The 20516-nt window shown below is 59.8% G+C and carries 14 protein-coding genes; 12 read left to right on the top strand and 2 right to left on the bottom strand.

What is annotated here, in order from left to right:
• Nucleotide 1: 1 nt before the first annotated feature.
• The gene (locus EV102420_RS01200; RefSeq protein WP_042387933.1) at nucleotides 2-715 is read right to left on the bottom strand and encodes a TerC family protein; all 714 of its coding nucleotides are present in this window, start codon (nucleotides 713-715) and stop codon (nucleotides 2-4) included.
• Nucleotides 716-778: 63 nt separating this feature from the next.
• Nucleotides 779-1474, bottom strand: a complete 696-nt coding sequence (gene mutH / locus EV102420_RS01195; protein WP_042387930.1) for a DNA mismatch repair endonuclease MutH — start codon at nucleotides 1472-1474, stop codon at nucleotides 779-781.
• A gap of 680 nt (nucleotides 1475-2154) precedes the next feature.
• Here mutH and rppH point away from each other — a divergent pair.
• The 12 genes from rppH to recD all read left to right on the top strand — a co-directional run bounded on the left by rppH (nucleotide 2155) and on the right by recD (nucleotide 20490).
• On the top strand, nucleotides 2155-2685 hold the full coding sequence (gene rppH, locus EV102420_RS01190; RefSeq protein ID WP_042387929.1) for an RNA pyrophosphohydrolase: 531 nt from the start codon (nucleotides 2155-2157) through the stop codon (nucleotides 2683-2685).
• Between the two features lie 12 nt (nucleotides 2686-2697).
• Nucleotides 2698-4944, top strand: coding sequence for a phosphoenolpyruvate--protein phosphotransferase (gene ptsP, locus EV102420_RS01185; protein WP_042387927.1), 2247 nt, complete (start codon nucleotides 2698-2700; stop codon nucleotides 4942-4944).
• Nucleotides 4945-5108: 164 nt separating this feature from the next.
• Nucleotides 5109-5984 (top strand): prolipoprotein diacylglyceryl transferase, encoded by an 876-nt coding sequence (lgt, locus tag EV102420_RS01180; protein WP_042387925.1) that lies wholly within the window; start codon nucleotides 5109-5111, stop codon nucleotides 5982-5984.
• A 6-nt stretch (nucleotides 5985-5990) separates the two neighbouring features.
• Nucleotides 5991-6785 carry a thymidylate synthase gene (gene thyA, locus EV102420_RS01175; protein ID WP_042387923.1) on the top strand — a complete coding sequence of 265 codons (795 nt, stop codon included), beginning with the start codon at nucleotides 5991-5993 and terminating at the stop codon, nucleotides 6783-6785.
• A 183-nt stretch (nucleotides 6786-6968) separates the two neighbouring features.
• Nucleotides 6969-7439, top strand: coding sequence for a prepilin peptidase-dependent protein (locus tag EV102420_RS01170; RefSeq protein WP_042387921.1), 471 nt, complete (start codon nucleotides 6969-6971; stop codon nucleotides 7437-7439).
• The gene (locus EV102420_RS01165) at nucleotides 7430-7993 is read left to right on the top strand and encodes a prepilin peptidase-dependent protein (RefSeq protein ID WP_042387920.1); all 564 of its coding nucleotides are present in this window, start codon (nucleotides 7430-7432) and stop codon (nucleotides 7991-7993) included. The genes EV102420_RS01170 and EV102420_RS01165 overlap by 10 nt, the downstream gene beginning before the upstream one ends.
• Before the next feature lie 12 nt (nucleotides 7994-8005).
• Nucleotides 8006-8413 carry a DUF2509 family protein gene (locus tag EV102420_RS01160; protein ID WP_106403884.1) on the top strand — a complete coding sequence of 136 codons (408 nt, stop codon included), beginning with the start codon at nucleotides 8006-8008 and terminating at the stop codon, nucleotides 8411-8413.
• Entirely contained in the window at nucleotides 8398-8721 is a 324-nt protein-coding gene (locus EV102420_RS01155) for a prepilin-type N-terminal cleavage/methylation domain-containing protein (protein ID WP_042387917.1), read from the top strand. The genes EV102420_RS01160 and EV102420_RS01155 overlap by 16 nt, the downstream gene beginning before the upstream one ends.
• Before the next feature lie 12 nt (nucleotides 8722-8733).
• Complete coding sequence (recC, locus tag EV102420_RS01150; protein ID WP_042387914.1) at nucleotides 8734-12102, top strand: exodeoxyribonuclease V subunit gamma; 3369 nt, start codon at nucleotides 8734-8736, stop codon at nucleotides 12100-12102.
• A gap of 116 nt (nucleotides 12103-12218) precedes the next feature.
• Complete coding sequence (gene ptrA, locus EV102420_RS01145) at nucleotides 12219-15104, top strand: pitrilysin (protein WP_042387912.1); 2886 nt, start codon at nucleotides 12219-12221, stop codon at nucleotides 15102-15104.
• Nucleotides 15101-18661, top strand: coding sequence for an exodeoxyribonuclease V subunit beta (recB, locus tag EV102420_RS01140; protein WP_042387909.1), 3561 nt, complete (start codon nucleotides 15101-15103; stop codon nucleotides 18659-18661). Before ptrA ends, recB begins: the two co-directional genes overlap by 4 nt.
• Complete coding sequence (recD, locus tag EV102420_RS01135; RefSeq protein WP_042387907.1) at nucleotides 18658-20490, top strand: exodeoxyribonuclease V subunit alpha; 1833 nt, start codon at nucleotides 18658-18660, stop codon at nucleotides 20488-20490. The genes recB and recD overlap by 4 nt, the downstream gene beginning before the upstream one ends.
• Nucleotides 20491-20516: the final 26 nt, after the last annotated feature.

Genomic DNA, 20516 nt, shown 5'->3' with positions numbered 1-20516 from the left:
ATCACAGCGGATTCTTTTTATTGCGCAACAGGTTCAGGGTCTCGACGGCAATCGAGAAGAACATGGCGAAATAGATATAGCCTTTCGGCACGTGGATGCCAAAACTCTCCAGCATCAGCGTAAAGCCAACCAGGATCAGGAACGACAGAGCCAGCATTTTTACCGATGGGTGACGATCAACAAATTCGCCGATAGGACGGGCGGCAAACATCATCACGCCGACGGAGATCACCACCGCCGCCATCATAATGAACAGATGATCCGACAGACCGACCGCCGTAATGACCGAGTCGAGGCTAAAGATAATATCCAGCATCATGATCTGCACGATGGCGCCGAGGAAAGAGTGAACGTTGGTTTTCAGCCCCTCCTCTTCACCTTCGATCGTTTCATGGATCTCCTTGCTGGCCTTCCAGATCAGGAACAGACCGCCGAGCAGCAGGATCAGATCGCGAGCGGAGACCGCATGATCGAAAGCGCTGAACAGCGGCGTCGTCAGCCGGGTCACCCATGATATAGAGGCCAGCAGCGCCAGACGCATCAGCATTGCGCCTGCCAGGCCAATACGCCGGGCATGGTTGCGCTGTGCGGTTGGAAGTTTAGCGACGACCAGAGAGAGGAAAATAATATTGTCGATCCCGAGCACAATCTCCAGCAGCGTCAGCGTACCGAGCGCGAGCCAGGCGTTGGGATCGGTTATCCATGCAAATAACATCGTAAAGTCCTGCCAAAAAAAGAAGCGCTAATTATAAGCCTCCGGCAGGCGAGGGCAAAAAATTTAATATCCCTGCAACAAAAAATGCCGGGCCAGCAGTGCGCGAGTGAAGTTCTTTTTCAGATAGAAGCCGCGCGGCAGCGTCAGGATCGGCTGGCCATGCTGGCCCACCGCCTCGGTCAGGGCCTTGCTGTTCGCCGCCTTTGGGCGAAGCTGTAGCACCTCGCCATGACGGGCGGTAATGCTCTCTACCTGACCCAGCACGATAAGATCCATCAGCTCCTCCCAGTCCATGCGCAACTGCTGCTCTTCCTGCTCGCTGGGACTCCACAGCAGCGGCGAGCCAACCCGGCGGCTGGCGACAGGGATCTCCCGCGAGCCCTCTACCGGGATCCACAGCACCCGCTTCAGCTTGTGACGCACGTGGCTGCTCTCCCATGTGACGCCGCTGTTGCCGGTCAGCGGCGCAACGCAAACGAAGGTTGTCTCCAGCGGACGGCCCAGGCTATCCACCGGAATGGTCTTCAGCTCGACCCCTAGCGCAGCGAAATCTTGCTCAGGCTTGCTGCCCGCGCTCGCCCCTAGCCAGCGCTCCAGCAGCACCCCGGTCCAGCCCTTATCACGCTTGAAGTCTGCCGGAACCGGCAGTCCAGCCAGCGCACCCAGCTCGCCAAGAGTCAGCCCGGCCAACCGCTGCGCCTGCTCAAGCAGAGCGCTTTCCGAGTCCGGCGGAGAGGTAAAAGGTGAGAGCGGCAACATATGTACAACCTCTGGTTAAAAAATGAACAGCAATAGTGCACAGGGGGCAACGCGATAGATTTTTTCCCACAGCGATAAACAACGCGATGATTTTTAGGATTTTTTTCCCTTGCGTGCTCTGTGTTGCGCAACGGCTCGCAATGTTTTCCAATTCTGGTCACTGACAATGAACAGGATCTTACACCATGTTATCCACAGAAAAGTGGGATAAGTGAGAAAAACCCGCACTACTGTTTCCATTTACAGCCTTGACGTGCGACCAAAATCGAATTTTCGCACAAATTGTGCTTAACTTATTGGCACAAACTGTGGATAAAACCGACTCTGTTCGATCTTTCATCAGTTGTCGGATCGTGCCTGTGATACACATCACATAATGATCCCGATAGCACAAAGATCGTGATATAACCTAATGAATAGTCCCAAATTATTTTTACGAGTGATAAACTGATTGTTCAGGGCCGTCAGGGTTTTCCCGGAGTAATTCCGTACTTCTGCACAACTCTATCCACAGAAATCGTGAATAAAACCGCCGCCGATGCGCCCATTCTGTTTATAACTCAGGTGATAATTGTGAGTTATTCAAATGTTATTCGGTTATAGCGCATTGAGAGAGTGGTTTACCGTATCTCACGAGTGTGAAACAATCGTTTAATTCAGGTTTATTTTGAGGTAGTCCGGTGATTGATGACGATGGCTACCGCCCAAATGTGGGTATCGTAATCTGTAATCGACAAGGCCAGGTTATGTGGGCCAGGCGCTTCGGTCAGCACTCATGGCAGTTTCCCCAGGGCGGTATCAACCCTGGAGAGTCCCCGGAGCAGGCTATGTACCGGGAGCTGTTCGAAGAGGTGGGGCTGAGCCGTAAGGATGTACGTATTCTTGCTTCGACCCGCAGCTGGTTGCGTTACAAGTTACCAAAACGTTTGGTGCGTTGGGACACAAAGCCGGTTTGTATCGGCCAAAAACAGAAGTGGTTTCTTTTGCAGTTGATCAGCAACGATGCGGATATCAATATGCAAACCAGCAGTACACCTGAGTTTGATGGCTGGCGCTGGGTAAGCTACTGGTATCCTGTTCGTCAGGTTGTCTCGTTTAAGCGCGATGTTTATCGTCGGGTGATGAAGGAGTTTGCAAGTGTGGTCATGGCGCTGGCAGAGAGCACCCCAAAGCCACAACACTCTCCTGCCTGGCGACGTAAGAGAGGATAAGCCATACATATCATGCTCACCCGGTTACGAGAAATAGTTGAGAAAGTTGCCAGCGCGCCGCGCCTTAACGAGGCGCTGGATATTCTGGTGACGGACATCTGTCTGGCGATGGATACCGAAGTCTGTTCGGTCTACCTCGCCGATCACGACAGACGCTGCTATTACCTGATGGCGACGCGCGGTTTGAAAAAGCCGCGCGGTCGCACCATCACGCTCGCATTCGATCAGGGTATCGTCGGTCTGGTAGGCAGGCTGGCGGAGCCGATTAACCTCGCCGACGCGCAAAAGCACCCCAGCTTTAAATACATTCCCTCGGTAAAAGAGGAGCGGTTCCGCGCCTTCCTTGGCGTGCCGATTATCCAGCGGCGCCAGCTGCTTGGCGTGCTGGTGGTGCAACAGCGCGAGTTGCGCCAGTTTGATGAAAGCGAAGAGTCATTCCTGGTCACGCTGGCCACCCAGATGGCGGCGATCCTCTCCCAGTCACAGCTTACCGCTCTGTTTGGTCAGTATCGGCAGACGCGTATTCGTGCCTTGCCTGCCGCACCCGGCGTTGCCATCGCCGAGGGGTGGATGGATGCCACGCTGCCGCTGATGGAGCAGGTCTACGAGGCCTCGACGCTGGACACCGCCCTTGAGCGCGAGCGGCTCACCGGTGCGCTGGAAGAGGCCGCCGGCGAGTTTCGTCGCTACAGCAAGCGCTTCTCTGCCGGGCAGCAGAAAGAGACGGCGGCCATCTTCGATCTCTATTCGCACCTGCTGTCGGACGCCCGCCTCAGACGCGAGCTGTTCGACGAGGTCGATCGCGGTTTCGTGGCCGAGTGGGCGGTGAAAAAGGTCATCGGACGCTTTGCCGAACAGTTTGCCGCCCTCTCCGACGGTTATCTCAAAGAGCGTGCTGGCGATCTGCGCACGCTGGGGCAGCGCCTGCTGTTCCACCTCGACGATAGCCTACAGGGCCCCAATACCTGGCCCGAGCGCTTTGTGCTGGTCGCCGACGAGCTCTCCGCTACCACGCTGGCCGAGCTGCCTCACGATCGGCTGGTGGGCGTTGTAGTACGCGACGGCGCAGCCAACTCCCACGCGGCGATTATGGTGCGCGCGCTGGGCATCCCAACGGTCATGGGGGCCGATATTCAGCCCTCGGTGCTGCATCGTCGCACGCTGGTGGTGGATGGCTACCGGGGTGAGCTGCTGGTTGATCCTGAACCGATCCTGCTTCAGGAGTATCAACGTCTTATCACCGAAGAGAACGAGCTAAGCAAGCTCGCGGAGGATGAGGTTAACCTTCCCGCCCAGCTGAAAAGCGGCGATCGGGTTAAGGTGATGCTCAACGCCGGGCTGAGTCCTGCGCATGAGGAGCAGCTTGGCAGCCGTATCGACGGCATTGGCCTCTACCGAACTGAAATCCCGTTTATGCTGCAAAGCGGCTTCCCCTCCGAAGAGGAGCAGGTGGCCCAGTACCAGGGGATGCTGCAGCTCTTTAACGAGAAGCCGGTGACCCTGCGCACGCTGGATGTCGGGGCGGATAAGCAACTGCCCTATATGCCCATCAGCGAGGAGAACCCCTGCCTTGGCTGGCGTGGGATCCGTATTACGCTCGATCAGCCAGAGATTTTCCTGATTCAGGTGCGGGCCATGCTGCGCGCCAACGCCGCCACCGGCAACCTCAGCATCCTGCTGCCGATGGTCACCAGCATTGAAGAGGTGGACGAGGCTCGTCGCCTGATTGAGCGCGCCGGGCGGGAAGTGGAAGAGATGATCGGCTACGCCATCCCCAGACCGCGCATCGGCGTGATGCTGGAGGTCCCTTCCATGGTCTTTATGCTGGCGCATCTGGCCAGCCGGGTCGATTTTATCTCCGTCGGCACCAACGATCTCACCCAGTACCTTCTGGCAGTGGATCGCAACAACACCCGCGTGGCAAGCCTCTACGACAGCCTGCATCCGGCGGTGCTGCGCGCGCTGGCGACTATCGCCCAGGAGACGGAGCGCTATGGCATCGATCTCTGCCTGTGCGGTGAAATGGCGGGCGATCCGATGTGCGTGGCAGTGCTGATCGGTCTTGGTTACCGTCATCTGTCGATGAACGGCCGTTCGGTGGCCCGCGTTAAATATCTGCTGCGTCATATCGACCGCGAAGATGCCGAGACGCTGGCAAACCGTACCCTGGAAGCGCAGTTTACCACCGAGGTGCGCCATCAGGTGGCTGCCTTTATGGAGCGCCGTGGCATGGGTGGCCTGATCCGCGGCGGACGCTAGCGCACCGGCGGCGGGTAAAGGGACGATACAGATCTTTTACAACTTCGCCCTAATCGCCCGCCTGGCTTATGCTATGATTCCCAGCTTTGGAGCGCCCTGTTAAGCGAGCGCACATCTTAACCGCTGTCGATTTTTGGCGGAATAACAACACTTTGTGGTGACAGATGAATAATGGATATCTGCGTTTTCCCGATTTCGATCCGGTAATTTTCTCTATCGGACCGGTTTCGTTGCACTGGTACGGCATGATGTACCTCGTTGGCTTTATTTTTGCCATGTGGCTGGCTGGCCGCCGCGCAAATCGTCCCGGCAGCGGCTGGACAAAAAACGAAGTGGAAAACCTGCTCTATGCGGGCTTCCTGGGCGTCTTCCTTGGCGGGCGCATCGGCTATGTGCTGTTCTATAATTTCCCGACCTTTATCCAGGATCCGCTCTATCTGTTCCGCGTCTGGGATGGCGGCATGTCCTTCCACGGCGGCCTGGTTGGCGTGATCGTGGTGATGATTATCTTTGCCAAACGCACCAAGCGTACCTTCTTCCAGGTCTCCGACTTTATCGCACCGCTGATCCCGTTTGGGCTGGGCGCCGGGCGACTGGGTAACTTTATCAACGGCGAACTGTGGGGCCGCGTCGATCCGAGCTTCTCGCTGGCGATGCTCTTCCCTAACTCCCGTGCTGAAGATATGGCACTGCTGCCTTCGCACCCGGAGTGGCAGTCTATTTTTGACACCTACGGCGTACTGCCGCGCCACCCTTCACAGCTTTACGAGCTGGCGCTGGAGGGGGTTGTGCTGTTTATCATCCTTAACCTGTTTATCCGTAAGCCGCGCCCGATGGGTGCAGTATCAGGCCTGTTCCTGATCGGCTATGGCGCATTCCGCATTATCGTGGAGTTCTTCCGCCAGCCGGACGCGCAGTTTACCGGCGAGTGGGTGCAGTACATCAGCATGGGCCAGATCCTCTCTATCCCAATGATTATTGCGGGCGCGCTGATGATGGTCTGGGCGTACCGCCGTCGCCCGCAGCAACACGTCTCCTGAGGAATCATGAAACAGTATTTAGAACTGATGCAAAAAGTGCTGGATGAAGGCACACCGAAAAACGACCGTACCGGCACCGGCACGCTTTCCATTTTTGGCCATCAGATGCGCTTTAACCTGCAGGAGGGCTTCCCGCTGGTGACCACCAAGCGCTGCCACCTGCGCTCAATCATTCATGAGCTGCTGTGGTTCCTGCAGGGCGATACCAATATCGCCTACCTGCATGAAAACAACGTCTCTATCTGGGACGAGTGGGCCGACGAGCAGGGTAATCTCGGCCCGGTCTACGGCAAACAGTGGCGCGCATGGCCAACGCCGGATGGCCGCCACATCGACCAGATCGCGACCGTGCTGAACCAGCTGAAGACCGATCCGGACTCCCGACGGATCATCGTCTCCGCATGGAACGTGGGCGAGCTGGACAAAATGGCGCTGGCCCCGTGCCACGCGTTTTTCCAGTTTTACGTGGCGGATGGCAGGCTCTCCTGCCAGCTCTACCAGCGCTCCTGCGATGTCTTCCTCGGCCTGCCGTTTAATATCGCCAGCTATGCGCTGCTGGTGCATATGATGGCGCAGCAGTGCGACCTGGAGGTAGGTGACTTCGTCTGGACCGGCGGCGATACCCATCTCTACAGCAACCACATGGAACAGACGCACCTGCAGCTGAGCCGTGAGCCGCGCGCGCTGCCGAAGCTTGTTATCAAGCGTAAGCCGGCGTCGCTGTTTGACTACCGCTTCGACGACTTTGAGATCGAAGGCTACGATCCGCACCCCGGCATCAAAGCCCCGGTCGCTATCTGATAATCACAGCCTGCCACAGCCGGCGCGTTACTGCGCCGGTTTTTTTCCGCTTTTACCCCATTCTGCGATCCGCTTTCCCGCTGTGATGTAACCCTCTGCAATCCCCGATATTTTTCCCGTAGCGCCTCGTAAAAGCGAGCATCTCACCTCGCATGCATCGCGCATCAGGCGCAGAGTACGGCCATGAAAAAAGAGCAGGGTTACACCCTTATAGAGATCACGGTGGCGATGATTGTGCTGGTGATCCTTGGCGCGTCGGGGCTGTACGGCTGGCAGAGTTACCAGGCGCACCAGCGTCTGTGGCAAACCACCTGGCAGGTGCGTGACTATCTGGAATTGCTGCGGGACGACGCCAACTGGCACAACCGGGATCGCAAGGTACAGGTGAGGCAGGAGAGCGGCCGCTGGTGCCTGCTGGCGTCAGCTGATGCGCAGGCAACGTGCGGCGCGGACAATCCCTTTGCGCTGCGCTCGCTTTGGCCTGAGGTGGCACTGGTGGATATCACCCCCTCGCTCGGCTTTTACGGGCTGCGCAATACGGCATGGGCCGGACATATCACACTGCGCAGCGAGGCGGGGGAGTGGCAAATCATTGTATCGAACTGGGGGCGGATAAGAGTATGCCAGCGTACAGACAGCGACTCATGCAGCTGACCGAAGGTGGTTTCTCCCTGCTGGAGGTGCTCATCGCGATGACCATCGGCAGCGTACTTCTGCTCAGCGCCGCCCGATTTTTGCCTGCGCTGCAAGCGGCGATGCTCCATCAGACCCGGCAGCAAGCGCTGGAAGAGACGGTTTGGCAGCATCTTTTCACGCTGGGAAAGCATCTCCAGCGGGCTGGCTACTGCCGGGGAGAATGCAGCGGAGAGCCGCTGGTGATGGGGCGGCAGGGGGCCTGCGTGATCGTCCAGTGGGATGCCAACAGCAATGGCCGGTGGGAGCATTCGCCTCTCTCGGAGGCCGAGCAGACCGGCTTTCGCTTGCAGAACGGCGTACTGGAGACGCGGCAGGGGGCAGAGAGCTGCGAAGAGAAAGGGTGGGATAAAATCACCGATCCCGCCACGGTCAGCGTGCAGCGCTTCACGGTGATCCGCCAACCGCAGGGCGTTTTAGCCCCCGTGCTGACGGTCACGCTGGCGGCGGCTCCCCTTAACCATCCCGAGGAAGCCATTAGCGCGACGTACAGCGTGGCGGGGTACAATTTATGAAAAGTGAAATCTGTGAGAGACGAAAGAGGAATATCATCCCTGGCGCTGGTGCTCCTGCTGCTGGTGTTAGGTAGCCTGATGCTTAACGGTTTAAACCAGCGCCAGCGCACCCATACGCAGCGCATTACTAGCGAAAGTCGGGCAATGCGCAATTTGGCCGATGCCCACTCGGCGCTGGAGTGGGGGCGAATGCAGGCCTGGCAGATGCAGCCTGCCGTGCAGTGCCGGGCGCATCGCAGCCAGCCGTGGCGGGTCTGCCTGCGCATTTTTGCCGACCGGACGCTGCTACTGATCGCCGCCAGCGGGAGCGAAACCCTGTGGCGCAGCGGAGCGATAGGCGAGAGCGGCGTGACGTTTTCGCCCCACGGCTGGAGCGATTTCTGTCCTCTCAAGGAGATACGCCAGTGTCAGATGCCGTAGCTCGCCAGAGGGGCTTTAGCCTGCCGGAAACGTTGCTGGCAATGGTGCTGCTGGTCATGGTTGTCACGGCGCTGACAGGGTATCATCGCGTGCTGCTTGAGGGCTTCACCGCCTGGAGCCACTACCGCTACCTGTGGCGCTACGGCTGGCAGCAGGCGCAGCTCCGACCCGCGCCGCTACCGCCCGGCTGGCAGGTCAGCCGGGTACAGACAACGGACGCCGGATGTGTCAGCATCAGCGTAACCATCACCTCGCCGGTGGGCAGGCAGGGGAAGATGACGCGGTTATATTGCCCAGTTTATAAGTAGTCAGGAGCGTTTATGTTAAGGGTCTATCACTCCAATCGTCTGGATGTGTTGGAAGCGTTGATGGAGTTTATCGTTGAGCGCGAACGGCTCGACGATCCCTTTGAGGCCGAAATGGTGCTGGTACAGAGTACCGGCATGGCGCAATGGCTACAGATGACGCTGTCGCAAAAGTTTGGCATCGCTGCCAATATCGACTTTCCGCTCCCGGCGAGCTTTATCTGGGATATGTTTGTCCGCGTGCTGCCGGACATCCCGAAAGAGAGCGCCTTTAATAAACAGAGCATGAGCTGGAAGCTGATGACCCTGCTGCCGCAGATGCTGGAGCAGGAGGCGTTCACCATGCTTCGCCACTACCTCAACGACGACGATGACAAGCGTAAGCTGTTTCAGCTCTCGTCTCGGGTGGCGGATCTCTACGATCAGTATCTGGTCTTTCGCCCAGAATGGCTGACCCGCTGGGAAGAGGGCGGCCTGATCGATGGCCTCGGTGAAGCGCAGATCTGGCAGGCACCGCTCTGGCGGGCGCTAGTGGAGCACACTGCGGCGCTGGGGCAGCCGCACTGGCACCGCGCCAACCTCTATCAGCGTTTTATCAACGTGTTGGAGTCCGCGACGACGCCACCTGCCGGGCTGCCTTCCCGGGTGTTCATCTGCGGCATTTCGGCTCTGCCGCCGGTCTATCTCCAGGCGCTGCAGGCGCTGGGCAAGCACGTGGATATTCACCTGCTGTTTACCAATCCCTGCCGCTACTACTGGGGGGATATCAAAGATCCGGCGTTTCTCTCCCGGCTCATTGCCCGCCAGCGTAAACACCACCTTGATGCCCATCCGGTGGCCCTGTTCCGTGAAGATCAGCCGGTAGAGGGCCTGTTTAACAGCGAAGGCGAGCAGGAGGTGGGTAACCCGCTGCTGGCCTCGTGGGGCAAGCTGGGGCGCGACTACATCTATCTGCTGGCAGGGATGGATCGCTACGACGATCTCGACGCTTTCGTTGATATTACGCCCGGCGCGCTGCTGCAAAACCTGCAGTATGACATCCTGGAGCTGAAAAACAGCGCCGTCGCTGGCGTAACGGCCAAGGAGTATGAGCGCAGCGACGCTAAGCGCAGGCTGGAGCGGGAGGACCGCAGCGTGGCGGTGCACGTCTGCCACAGCCCGCAGCGGGAGGTGGAGGTGCTGCACGATCGCCTGCTGGCGATGCTGGAGGAGGATCCCAGCCTCTCCCCGCGCGACATCATTGTGATGGTGGCGGATATCGACAGCTACAGCCCCTTTATCCAGGCGGTATTTGGCAGTGCCAGCGGGGAACGCTATCTTCCCTATGCCATCTCCGACCGTCGCGCCCGTCAGTCACACCCGGCGCTTCAGGCTTTTATCAGCCTGCTTTCGCTGCCGGACAGCCGTTTTCAGTCGGAGGACGTGCTGGCCCTGCTGGACGTGCCGGTGCTTGCCGCACGGTTTAACATCGATGAAGAGGGGCTGCGCTATCTCCGCCAGTGGGTCAACGAGTCCGGCGTACGCTGGGGCATGGATGACGACAACGTGCGCGAGCTGGCGCTGCCTGCGACCGGGCAGCACACCTGGCAGTTTGGTCTGACGCGTATGCTGCTTGGCTATGCAATGGAGAGCCGTCAGGGCGAGTGGCAGTCGGTGCTGCCCTACGATGAGTCCAGCGGCCTGATTGCCGAGCTGGTGGGCCATCTGGCCTCGCTGCTGATGCAGCTCAGGCTGTGGCGCAAAGGGCTGGCTCAGGATCGCCCGCTGGCCGAGTGGCTACCGGTCTGCCGGGACATGCTCAACGACTTCTTCCTGCCGGATCCCGATACCGAAGCTGCGCTGGCGCTGATTGAACAGCAGTGGCAGGCGGTCATTACCCAGGGCGTTGGCGCACACTATGACGAGGCGGTGCCGCTCTCGCTGTTGCGCGACGAGCTGGCGCAGAGGCTCGATCAGGAGCGCATCAGCCAGCGCTTCCTCGCCGGGCCTATTAATATCTGTACCCTGATGCCGATGCGCTCAATCCCCTTTAAGGTCGTTTGCCTGCTGGGGATGAACGATGGCGTCTATCCGCGTGCGCTGGCCCCGCTTGGCTTTGATTTGATGAGCCAGAAACCGATGCGCGGCGACCGTAGCCGCCGGGACGATGACCGCTACCTCTTCCTGGAGGCGCTCATCTCCGCGCAGCAGAAGCTCTACATTAGCTATATTGGGCGCTCGATTCAGGATAACAGCGAACGGTTCCCGTCGGTGCTGGTGCAGGAGCTGGTGGACTATATCGGGCAGAGCCACTATCTGCCCGGCGATGAGGCACTCACCTGCGACGAGAGCGCGCGACGGGTGGTGGATCATATTACTCACCTGCATACGCGAATGCCGTTCGATGCAGAAAACTTTATTGCCGATGAGCTGCAAAGCTACGCCCGGGAGTGGTTGCCCGCCGCCAGCCAGCAGGGGGTAGCTCATGCCACCTTTATTCAGGAGCTGGACGATGAGCCGCTGGAGACGCTGGCGTTTGAGCAGCTGCAGCGCTTCTGGGCGCATCCGGTGCGGGCCTTCTTCCAGATGCGTCTGAAGGTTAACTTCCGTCCCGAGGCGAGCGATATTCCCGACGCCGAGCCGTTCATCATTGATGGCCTGGACCGCTACCAGCTCAACCAGGCGCTGCTCAACACCCTTGTCGAGGAGGAGGACGTCGAGAAACTCTTCCGTCAGTACCGTGCGGCAGGCCAGCTTCCCTACGGCGCATTTGGTGAGATTGTCTGGGAGAGCCAGCATCAGGAGATGCAGCAGCTGGCATCGCGGGTTCACGAGCACCGCAAGCCAGCCGAGAGCATGGAGATCGAGCTTGACTGCGGCAAGGTACACCTGACCGGCTGGCTACAGCACGTGCAGGAGGATGGCCTGCTGCGCTGGCGTCCTTCGATGCTGAAGGTCTCACAGGGGCTGCAACTTTGGCTGGAACATCTTGTCTACTGTGCCAGCGGCGGAACGGGAGAGAGTCGGCTGTTTGTCCGCAACGATAAAGCCTGGCAGTTCCCGCCTCTCAAGCAGGAAGAGGCCCTCAAGTACCTTGAGGAGCTGGTCGAAGGCTACCGCGAGGGGATGAAAAAACCGCTGCTGCTGCTACCTGAAAGCGGTGGGGCATGGATAAAAGCCTGTTATGACGCGACAAATGATGCGATGTTAAAAGATGAGGAGACGCTCGCTAAGGCACGGAGCAAATTCCTGCAGGCTTATGAAGGCAATATGGTGGTCAGCGGCGAGGGGGAGGACGTATGGTACCAGCGCCTGTGGCGTACCCTCGAACCTGAAAACTATGCCGAGATAGTTAAGCAGGCAGAGCGTTACTTACTGCCGCTCTTTCGCTTTAGTCAGTCCTGATGAAGTGTGTAAAAATTGCGCAGTGGAAGGGCTTCCATTATGATGCGCAGCGAATCACGGACTGATTGGATATGCCGGTACTTCCGGCACTGGTTTGTTAATGATGAGGTTCGTGAATGCCCAGCAGCACCTGGTTCAAAGCATTAGTCTTATTTGTCGCCTTCTGGGCACCGTTAAGTCAGGCAGACACCGGTTGGCAACCCGTTCAGGAAACCATTCGTAAAAGCGATAAGGACACCCGTCAGTATCAGGCTATTCGCCTCGATAACGGCATGGTGGTTCTTTTGGTTAACGATCCGCAGGCGGTGAAATCGCTCTCCGCGCTGGTGGTACCCGTTGGCTCGCTGCAGGATCCGGAGGCGCATCCCGGCCTGGCGCACTATCTTGAACACATGACCCTGATGGGCTCTACCCACTACCCGCAGCCGGACAGCCTGGCTGAATTTTTAAAGCTGCACGGCGGCAGCCACAATGCCAGCACCGCACCCTACCGTACCGCGTTCTATCTGGAAGTTGAGAACGACGCGCTGGAAGGGGCCGTGGATCGGCTGGCGGATGCCATCGCCTCGCCGCTGCTTGATAAAAAGTATGCCGAACGCGAGCGTAACGCGGTCAACGCCGAGCTGACGCTTGCCCGCTCCCGGGACGGGATGCGCATGGCCCAGGTGAGCGCTGAAACCATTAATCCGGCACATCCGGCTGCACGCTTCTCCGGGGGTAACCTGGAGACCCTGAGCGACAAGCCGGGTAGCCCGGTGCAGGAGGCGCTGCTGGCCTTCCGCGACAAATACTATTCGGCGAACCTGATGAAGGCCGTGGTCTACAGCAATCGTCCGCTGCCGGAGCTGGCCGCCATCGCGGCGAAAACCTTTGGCCGCGTGCCGAACAAAGCGCTGGCGCTGCCGAAAGTTGACGTACCGGTGGTGACCGATGCGCAGAAGGGGCTGATCCTCCACTATGTGCCGGTGATGCCGCGTAAAGTGGTGCGGGTTGAGTTCCGCATCGATAACAATACGGCGCAGTTCCGCAGCAAAACCGACGAGCTGATTACCTATCTGATTGGCAACCGCAGTCCGGGCACGCTCTCTGACTGGTTACAGCAGCAGGGTCTGGCCGAAGGGATCCGCGCCGACTCTGACCCCATCGTTAACGGCAACAGCGGCGTGCTGGCGATTTCCGCGACGTTGACCGACAAGGGGCTGGCGCACCGTGATGAGGTGGTTGCGGCTATTTTTAGCTATCTCCAGCTTCTGCGTGAGAAGGGCGTGGACAAGCGCTACTTTGACGAGCTGTCCCACGTGCTGGATCTCGACTTCCGCTATCCCTCAATTACCCGGGATATGGACTATGTTGAGTGGCTGGCGGATACCATGATCCGCGTGCCGGTTGAGCACACCCTCGACGCGGTAAACATTGCTGACCAGTTTGATGTCGAGGCCGTTAAGGCGCGTCTGGCAATGATGACGCCGCAGAACGCCCGCATCTGGTACATCAGCCCGCAGGAGCCGCACAATAAAACCGCCTATTTTGTCGATGCGCCTTATCAGGTCGATAAAATTAGCGACCAGACTTTCGCCGACTGGCAGCAGAAATCCAACGCCATCGCGCTGTCGCTGCCGGAGCTGAACCCCTATATTCCGGATGATTTCACGCTGCAAAAGCCAGCAAAAAATTACACTCATCCCGAGCTGATTGTGGACGATCCTACCCTGCGCGTGGTTTACATGCCGAGCCGCTACTTTGCCAGCGAGCCAAAGGCTGACGTTAGCGTGGTGTTGCGCAATCCGCTGGCGATGGACAGCGCTAAAAACCAGGTGATGTTCGCCCTTAATGACTATCTGGCCGGGCTCGCCCTGGATCAGCTCAGCAACCAGGCCGCCGTTGGTGGGATTAGCTTCTCCACTAACGCCAATAACGGCCTGATGCTCAATGCTAACGGCTATACCCAGCATCTGCCGCAGCTTTTCAAAGACCTGCTGGCGGGCTACTTCAGCTATACGCCAACCGAGGACCAGCTGGCGCAGGCGAAGTCCTGGTATGCGCAGATGATGGACTCCGCCGAGAAGGGCAAAGCCTACGAGCAGGCAATCATGCCGGCGCAGATGCTTTCTCAGGTTCCCTATTTCCAGCGTGAAGAGCGCCGGGCGCTGCTGCCGGAGATTACCCTGAAAGATGTGATGGCCTACCGCGATCGGTTGAAAAGCAACGCTCGTCCGGAGTTCTTAATCGTCGGCAATATGAGCGAGACGCAGGCGAAAGACCTGGCCCATCAGGTGCAGGATCAGCTTGCGGCGAAAGGAAACCAGTGGTGTCGCAACCGCGACGTGCTGGTAGACAAAAAGCAGGGGATAATCTTTGAAAAAGCGGGTAGCACCAGTGACTCGGCGCTGGCCGCCGTGTTTGTCCCTCCGGGCTATGACGAGTACAGCAGCTCAGCCTACAGTGCGATGCTGGGGCAAATCATCCAGCCGTGGTTCTACAACCAGCTGCGTACCGAAGAGCAGCTCGGCTATGCGGTGTTTGCCTTCCCGATGAGCGTTGGCCGCCAGTGGGGGCTGGGCTTCCTGCTTCAGAGCAGCGACAAGCAGCCGTCGGCGCTGTGGGCGCGCTACCAGGCCTTCTTCCCCACGGCGGAAGATCGGCTGCGCAAAATGAGCGCAGAAGAGTTTGCCCAGCTTCAGCAGGCGGTGATCGCCCAGGTTACTCAGGCCCCGCAAACGCTGGGTGAAGAAGCGACGCAGATCAGCAAAGATTTCGACCGGGGTAATATGCGCTTTGATTCCCGTGATAAAGTTGTCGCTGAGATTAAACAGCTGACGCCGCAGAAGCTTGCCGACTTCTTCCACCAGGCGGTGGTAGAGCCGCAGGGGATGGCGATCCTGTCCCAGGTCTCCGGCACACCAAGTGATAAATCCGGGTATATACACCCTGAAGGCTGGAAGGTATGGGACAACGTCAGCGCGTTGCAGCGCACGCTGCCCCTGATAAGTGAGAAACAATGAGTAACCCCGCTGAGACTCTGGACCCCCTGCGCTTACCCTTACGCGGTGAGCGCCTGATTGAAGCCTCTGCGGGCACCGGGAAAACCTACACCATCGCCGCCCTCTACCTGCGCCTGCTGCTGGGCCTGGGCGGCGAGAGCGCCTTTTCGCGTCCGCTTACCGTGGAAGAGCTGCTGGTGGTGACCTTTACCGAAGCCGCCACCGAAGAGCTGCGTGGCCGTATCCGCAGCAACATTCACGAGCTGCGCATCGCCTGCCTGCGTGAAAGCAGCGCCGATCCGCTCTATGCCCGCCTGCTTAACGATATTCCCGATAAGCAGCAGGCAGCGAGCTGGCTGATGCTGGCCGAGCGGCAGATGGATGAGGCCGCGGTCTTTACCATCCACGGCTTCTGTCAGCGTATGCTGAGCCTCAACGCCTTTGAGTCCGGCATGCTTTTCCAGCAGCAGCTGATTGAAGATGAGTCCCTGCTGCGCGCGCAGGCCTGCGCGGACTTCTGGCGTCGCCACTGTTATCCGCTGCCTCGCGACATTGCCGAGGTGATCCATGCCTCGTGGAAGGGGCCGCTGGAGCTGCTGAACGCAATTAACCGCTATCTGCAGGGGGAGGCACCGGTAATCAAATCTCCACCGCCTGCGGATGAGACCCTGGCCTCGCGCCATGCGAAAATCATCGCCCGTATTGATGCCATCAAGCAGCAGTGGCTTGCAGCGGTAGCGGAGCTCGATCCCCTGATTGAAAATTCAGGCATTGACCGACGCAAGTTTAACCGGGGTAACCAGGGCAAGTGGATCGAGAAGATCAGTGCCTGGGCACAGGAGGAGACCCGTAGCTATCTGCTGCCGGACGCGCTGGAGAAGTTCGCCCAGTCCTTTTTAACCTCGCGCACCAAGGCGGGCGGCGCTGTGCCGGAGCACCCGCTGTTTGTCGCCATTGAGGGGCTGCTGGCCGAGCCGCTTACCCTCAGCGATCTGGTACTGACCACCGCCATGCGGGAGATCCGCGAGGCGGTGGCGCGGGAGAAGCGCCGTCGCGGCGAGCTGGGCTTTGATGACATGCTGAGCCGTCTTGACCAGGCGCTGAACAGTGAAAACGGCGAGGCGCTGGCGACCGCGATCCGCCAGCGTTTTCCGGTCGCGATGATCGATGAGTTTCAGGATACCGATCCCCAGCAGTACCGTATTTTCCGCCGCATCTGGCGACAGCAGCCGGATACCGCGCTGCTGCTGATTGGCGATCCCAAGCAGGCGATCTACGCCTTTCGCGGCGCGGACATCTTCACCTACATGAAAGCGCGTGGGGAAGTTAGCGCTCACTATACGCTCGATACCAACTGGCGTTCTGCACCAGGCATGGTCAATAGCGTGAACACGCTGTTTAGCCAGATGGATAACGCCTTTATGTTCCGCGAGATCCCCTTCATGCCGGTGAAGGCGGCGGAAAGAAACCAGCCCCTGCGTTTTGAACTGCACGGTGAAACCCAGCCCGCCATGAACCTGTGGCTGATGGAGGGCGATGGCGTTGGCATCGGGGACTACCAGGCCTTTATGGCCCAGCTCTGCGCGGCGCAGATCCGCGACTGGCTGGTGGCGGGTCAGGAGGGTAGCGCTCTGTTGCATGACGGCAAGCGATCCCGGCCGGTGCAGGCCTCTGACATAACCGTCCTGGTGCGCAGCCGCCATGAAGCGGCGCTGATCCGTGACGCCCTGACGCTGCTGAACATCCCTTCGGTGTATCTCTCCAACCGCGACAGCGTCTTTGAGACGCCGGAAGCGCAGGAGCTGCTGTGGCTCATCCAGGCGGTGCTGACGCCCGAGCGGGAGAGCACCCTGCGCAGCGCCCTGGCGACGGGGATGCTCGGTCTGACCGCCCAGGATATTGAGCAGCTCAATAAGGATGAAGAGGCCTGGGATCGGGTGGTTGAGGAGTTTGACGGCTACCGCCAGACGTGGCAAAAGCGCGGCGTCATGCCGATGCTACGCACCCTGATGGCCCAGCGCAATATTGCGGAAAACCTGCTCGCGACCTCCGGTGGCGAGCGGCGTCTGACCGATATTCTGCACATCAGCGAGCTGCTACAGGAAGCGGGAGCGCATACCGAGAGCGAGCATGCGCTGGTGCGCTGGCTGGCGCAGCATATCGCCGAGCCGGACAGCAACGCCGCCAGCCAGCAGCTCAGGCTGGAGAGCGACAAACACCTGGTGCAGATCGTTACCATCCATAAAGCGAAAGGGCTGGAGTACCCGCTGGTCTGGCTGCCGTTTATTGCCAACTACCGCGCACAGGACCAGGCCTTCTATCACGACCGCACCTCCTTTGAGGCGGTGCTGGATCTTAGCCAGGCCGACGAGAGCATTGAATTAGCCGAGGCGGAGCGGCTGGCGGAGGATCTGCGTCTGCTCTACGTGGCGCTGACGCGCTCCGTATGGCACTGTAGCCTGGGTATTGCGCCGCTGTTCCGTCGTCGCGGAGAGAAGAGCGGCGAGAGCGATTTTCACCATAGTGCGCTGGGCAGGCTGATCCAGCAGGGCGAGCCGCGCGATGCCGCAGGCTTACGCCACTGCCTGGAGGCGCTGAGCAGCGACGATATCGTGCTGAGCATTCCCGGCACGCCGGATAATTCGCGCTGGGAGTACACCCTCTCCCTGCCGCCGTCGCTGCGCGCCCGACACATTGACCGTCCTATTCTCGACGACTGGCGGGTGACCAGCTACTCTGGCCTGCAGCAGCGCGGGCACGGTATCGCCCAGGATCTGCTTCCCCGGCTGGACGTGGACGCCGCAGGTGAACGCCAGGCGGACGAGGTACCGGCCTTAACGCCGCACGCGTTCCCACGCGGGGCGTCGCCGGGCACCTTCTTACACGGGCTGTTTGAAGATATCGATTTCACTCAGCCGGTGACCGAGGAGTGGGTGAGCGAGCGCCTTCAGGCGGGCGGTTTTGGCGAGGAGTGGCAGCCGGTGCTGCTGGCATGGATCAATGCCATCCTGCGTGCGCCGCTTATTGAATCAGGTTTATCGTTAAGCCAGCTCACCGCGAAAGACAAGCAGGTGGAGATGGAGTTCTATATCCCGATTGCCCAGACCCTGACCTCAGAGAAGCTGGACGCGGCGATCCGTCGCTACGATCCGCTCTCAGCGGGCTGTTCGCCGCTGGATTTCCGCGACGTGCGCGGCATGCTCAAGGGCTTTATCGACCTGGTTTTCCGCCACAACGGGCGTTTCTACCTGCTGGACTACAAATCTAACTGGCTGGGCGAGAGCAGCGAAGCCTATACCCGAGAGGCGATGGCGGCTGCGATGCAGTCGCATCGCTACGACTTACAGTATCAACTTTATACTCTGGCGCTACACCGCTATCTTCGCCACCGCATTGCGGACTACGATTATGAGCGCCACTTTGGCGGCGTGATCTACCTGTTCCTGCGCGGCGTTGATGCGCAAAACAGCGAGCAGGGCATCTATACCACCCGTCCCGATGTACGGCTAATTAGCGAGATGGATGCCCTGTTTAGCGGTGAAGAGGCCAGTGAAGACTATCAGGAGACCGCACAGTGACGATGCAAACTCTGCTTATAGAGGCGCTGGCTCAGAAGCTGTTTCGCCCGTTGGACGTCCAGTTTGCCCTGACCGTGGCCGGACGCGACGAGCCAGCGGTAACCCTGGCGGCAGCAATACTTAGCCGCGACGCGGGGGAGGGCCATGTCTGTCTGCCCCTCTCCCGACTGGCTGCTGAGGCCGAAGATAAGAGCCATTCGCTGCTGATGGCGCTGTTTGCCGAGGCCGGTGCGCCCTGCGACTGGGCTGGGATCTTACAGCGATCCGAGGCCGTCAGCGACGGTCATACCCCTGCGCCGATGGTGCTGGCCGGGGAGCGCCTCTACCTTAACCGGATGTGGTGCAACGAACTGACCGTAGCGAGTTTCTTTAGCGAGGTTAACCAGCCGCTGAGCGTTGACGAAGACCAGCTGCGCCAGATCCTCGACGGGCTTTTCCCGTCAACGGAGGGGATCAACTGGCAGAAGGTGGCGGCAGCGGTGGCGCTGACCCGGCGGATCTCGGTGATCTCCGGCGGGCCCGGCACCGGAAAAACCACCACGGTGGCGAAGCTGCTGGCGGCGCTGGTACAAATGGCGAACGGCGCCCGCTGCCGCATCCATCTGGCTGCTCCGACCGGGAAAGCCGCGGCGCGTCTGACGGAGTCGCTGGGGGCCGCCCTGCGCCAGCTGGCATTAACCGACGATCAGAAAAAGCGCCTGCCGGTGGAGGCCAGCACGCTGCACCGCCTGCTGGGGGCTCAGCCCGGCAGCCAGCGCCTGCGTTATCACGCCGGGAACCCGCTGCACCTTGATGTACTGGTGGTGGATGAAGCGTCAATGATTGACCTGCCGATGATGTCCCGGCTGATTGATGCGCTGCCTGCCCATGGGCGAGTGATTTTCTTAGGCGACCGCGATCAGCTGGCCTCGGTAGAGGCGGGAGCGGTGTTGGGAGATATCTGCGCGTGGGTTAACGCGGGCTTTACCCCGGCGCGGGCGGAGCAGCTCTCCCGCCTGACCGGCATGGCGGTTCCCGGTGGCGAGCCGGGCGGGGCAGGCGCATTGCGCGACAGCCTCTGCCTGCTGCAAACCAGCTACCGCTTCGGCAGCGACTCTGGCATTGGCCAGCTGGCGGCGGCGGTAAACCGGGGCGACAAGAAGAGTACCCGCTCGGTATTTAGCCAGGGCTTTAGCGACATTGAGCACAAGCCTCTCCAGGCGCGTGACGATTACCAGGCACTGTTAGACGATGCGCTGGCGGGCTACGCTCGCTATCTGCAGCTGGTGCGGGATGAGGCGGAGCCAAAGGCGATCCTCGCGGCGTTTAGCGAGTATCAGCTGCTCTGCGCCCTGCGCGAGGGACCGTTTGGCGTAGCAGGCCTCAACGAGCGGCTGGAGCAGACCCTGGCGAACCAGCGGCGGATCGGTCGGACACCACACTCGCGCTGGTTTGATGGACGCCCGGTGATGATCTCCCGCAACGACAGCGCGCTGGGGCTGTTTAACGGCGATATCGGCGTGGCGCTGAACCGCGGGCAGGGGACGCGCGTCTGGTTCCCGCTGCCGGACGGCAGCATCAAATCGGTGCAGCCCAGCCGCCTGCCGGAGCACGAAACGGCCTGGGCAATGACGGTGCATAAATCGCAGGGCTCGGAGTTCGACCACGCCGCGCTGATCCTGCCGGGGCAGATGGTGCCGGTGGTGACTCGGGAGCTGGTCTATACCGCGATCACTCGCGCCCGCCGTCGCCTGTCGCTCTATGCCGACGAGCGTATTCTGGTGCAGGCCATTGCTACCCGTACCGAACGACGCAGCGGCCTCGGCGAGATTTTTGCCCAGGTCAAATAGCAAAATCCCTACCCGGCCGGGTAGGG

It is taken from the genome of Pseudescherichia vulneris NBRC 102420, assembly GCF_000759795.1.
Lineage (GTDB): Bacteria > Pseudomonadota > Gammaproteobacteria > Enterobacterales > Enterobacteriaceae > Pseudescherichia > Pseudescherichia vulneris.
Note: the sequence above shows the minus strand (reverse complement) of the source record. Positions and strands in the feature narration are given on the sequence as shown.

Coding starts and splice junctions, on each gene's coding strand:
- thyA (WP_042387923.1), top strand. CDS start 5,991: ATGAAACAGTATTTAGAACTGATGCAAAAAGTGCTGGATGAAGGCACA.
- lgt (WP_042387925.1), top strand. CDS start 5,109: ATGAATAATGGATATCTGCGTTTTCCCGATTTCGATCCGGTAATTTTC.
- ptsP (WP_042387927.1), top strand. CDS start 2,698: ATGCTCACCCGGTTACGAGAAATAGTTGAGAAAGTTGCCAGCGCGCCG.
- EV102420_RS01200 (WP_042387933.1), bottom strand. CDS start 715: ATGTTATTTGCATGGATAACCGATCCCAACGCCTGGCTCGCGCTCGGT.
- EV102420_RS01170 (WP_042387921.1), top strand. CDS start 6,969: ATGAAAAAAGAGCAGGGTTACACCCTTATAGAGATCACGGTGGCGATG.
- recC (WP_042387914.1), top strand. CDS start 8,734: ATGTTAAGGGTCTATCACTCCAATCGTCTGGATGTGTTGGAAGCGTTG.
- EV102420_RS01165 (WP_042387920.1), top strand. CDS start 7,430: ATGCAGCTGACCGAAGGTGGTTTCTCCCTGCTGGAGGTGCTCATCGCG.
- mutH (WP_042387930.1), bottom strand. CDS start 1,474: ATGTTGCCGCTCTCACCTTTTACCTCTCCGCCGGACTCGGAAAGCGCT.
- ptrA (WP_042387912.1), top strand. CDS start 12,219: ATGCCCAGCAGCACCTGGTTCAAAGCATTAGTCTTATTTGTCGCCTTC.
- recB (WP_042387909.1), top strand. CDS start 15,101: ATGAGTAACCCCGCTGAGACTCTGGACCCCCTGCGCTTACCCTTACGC.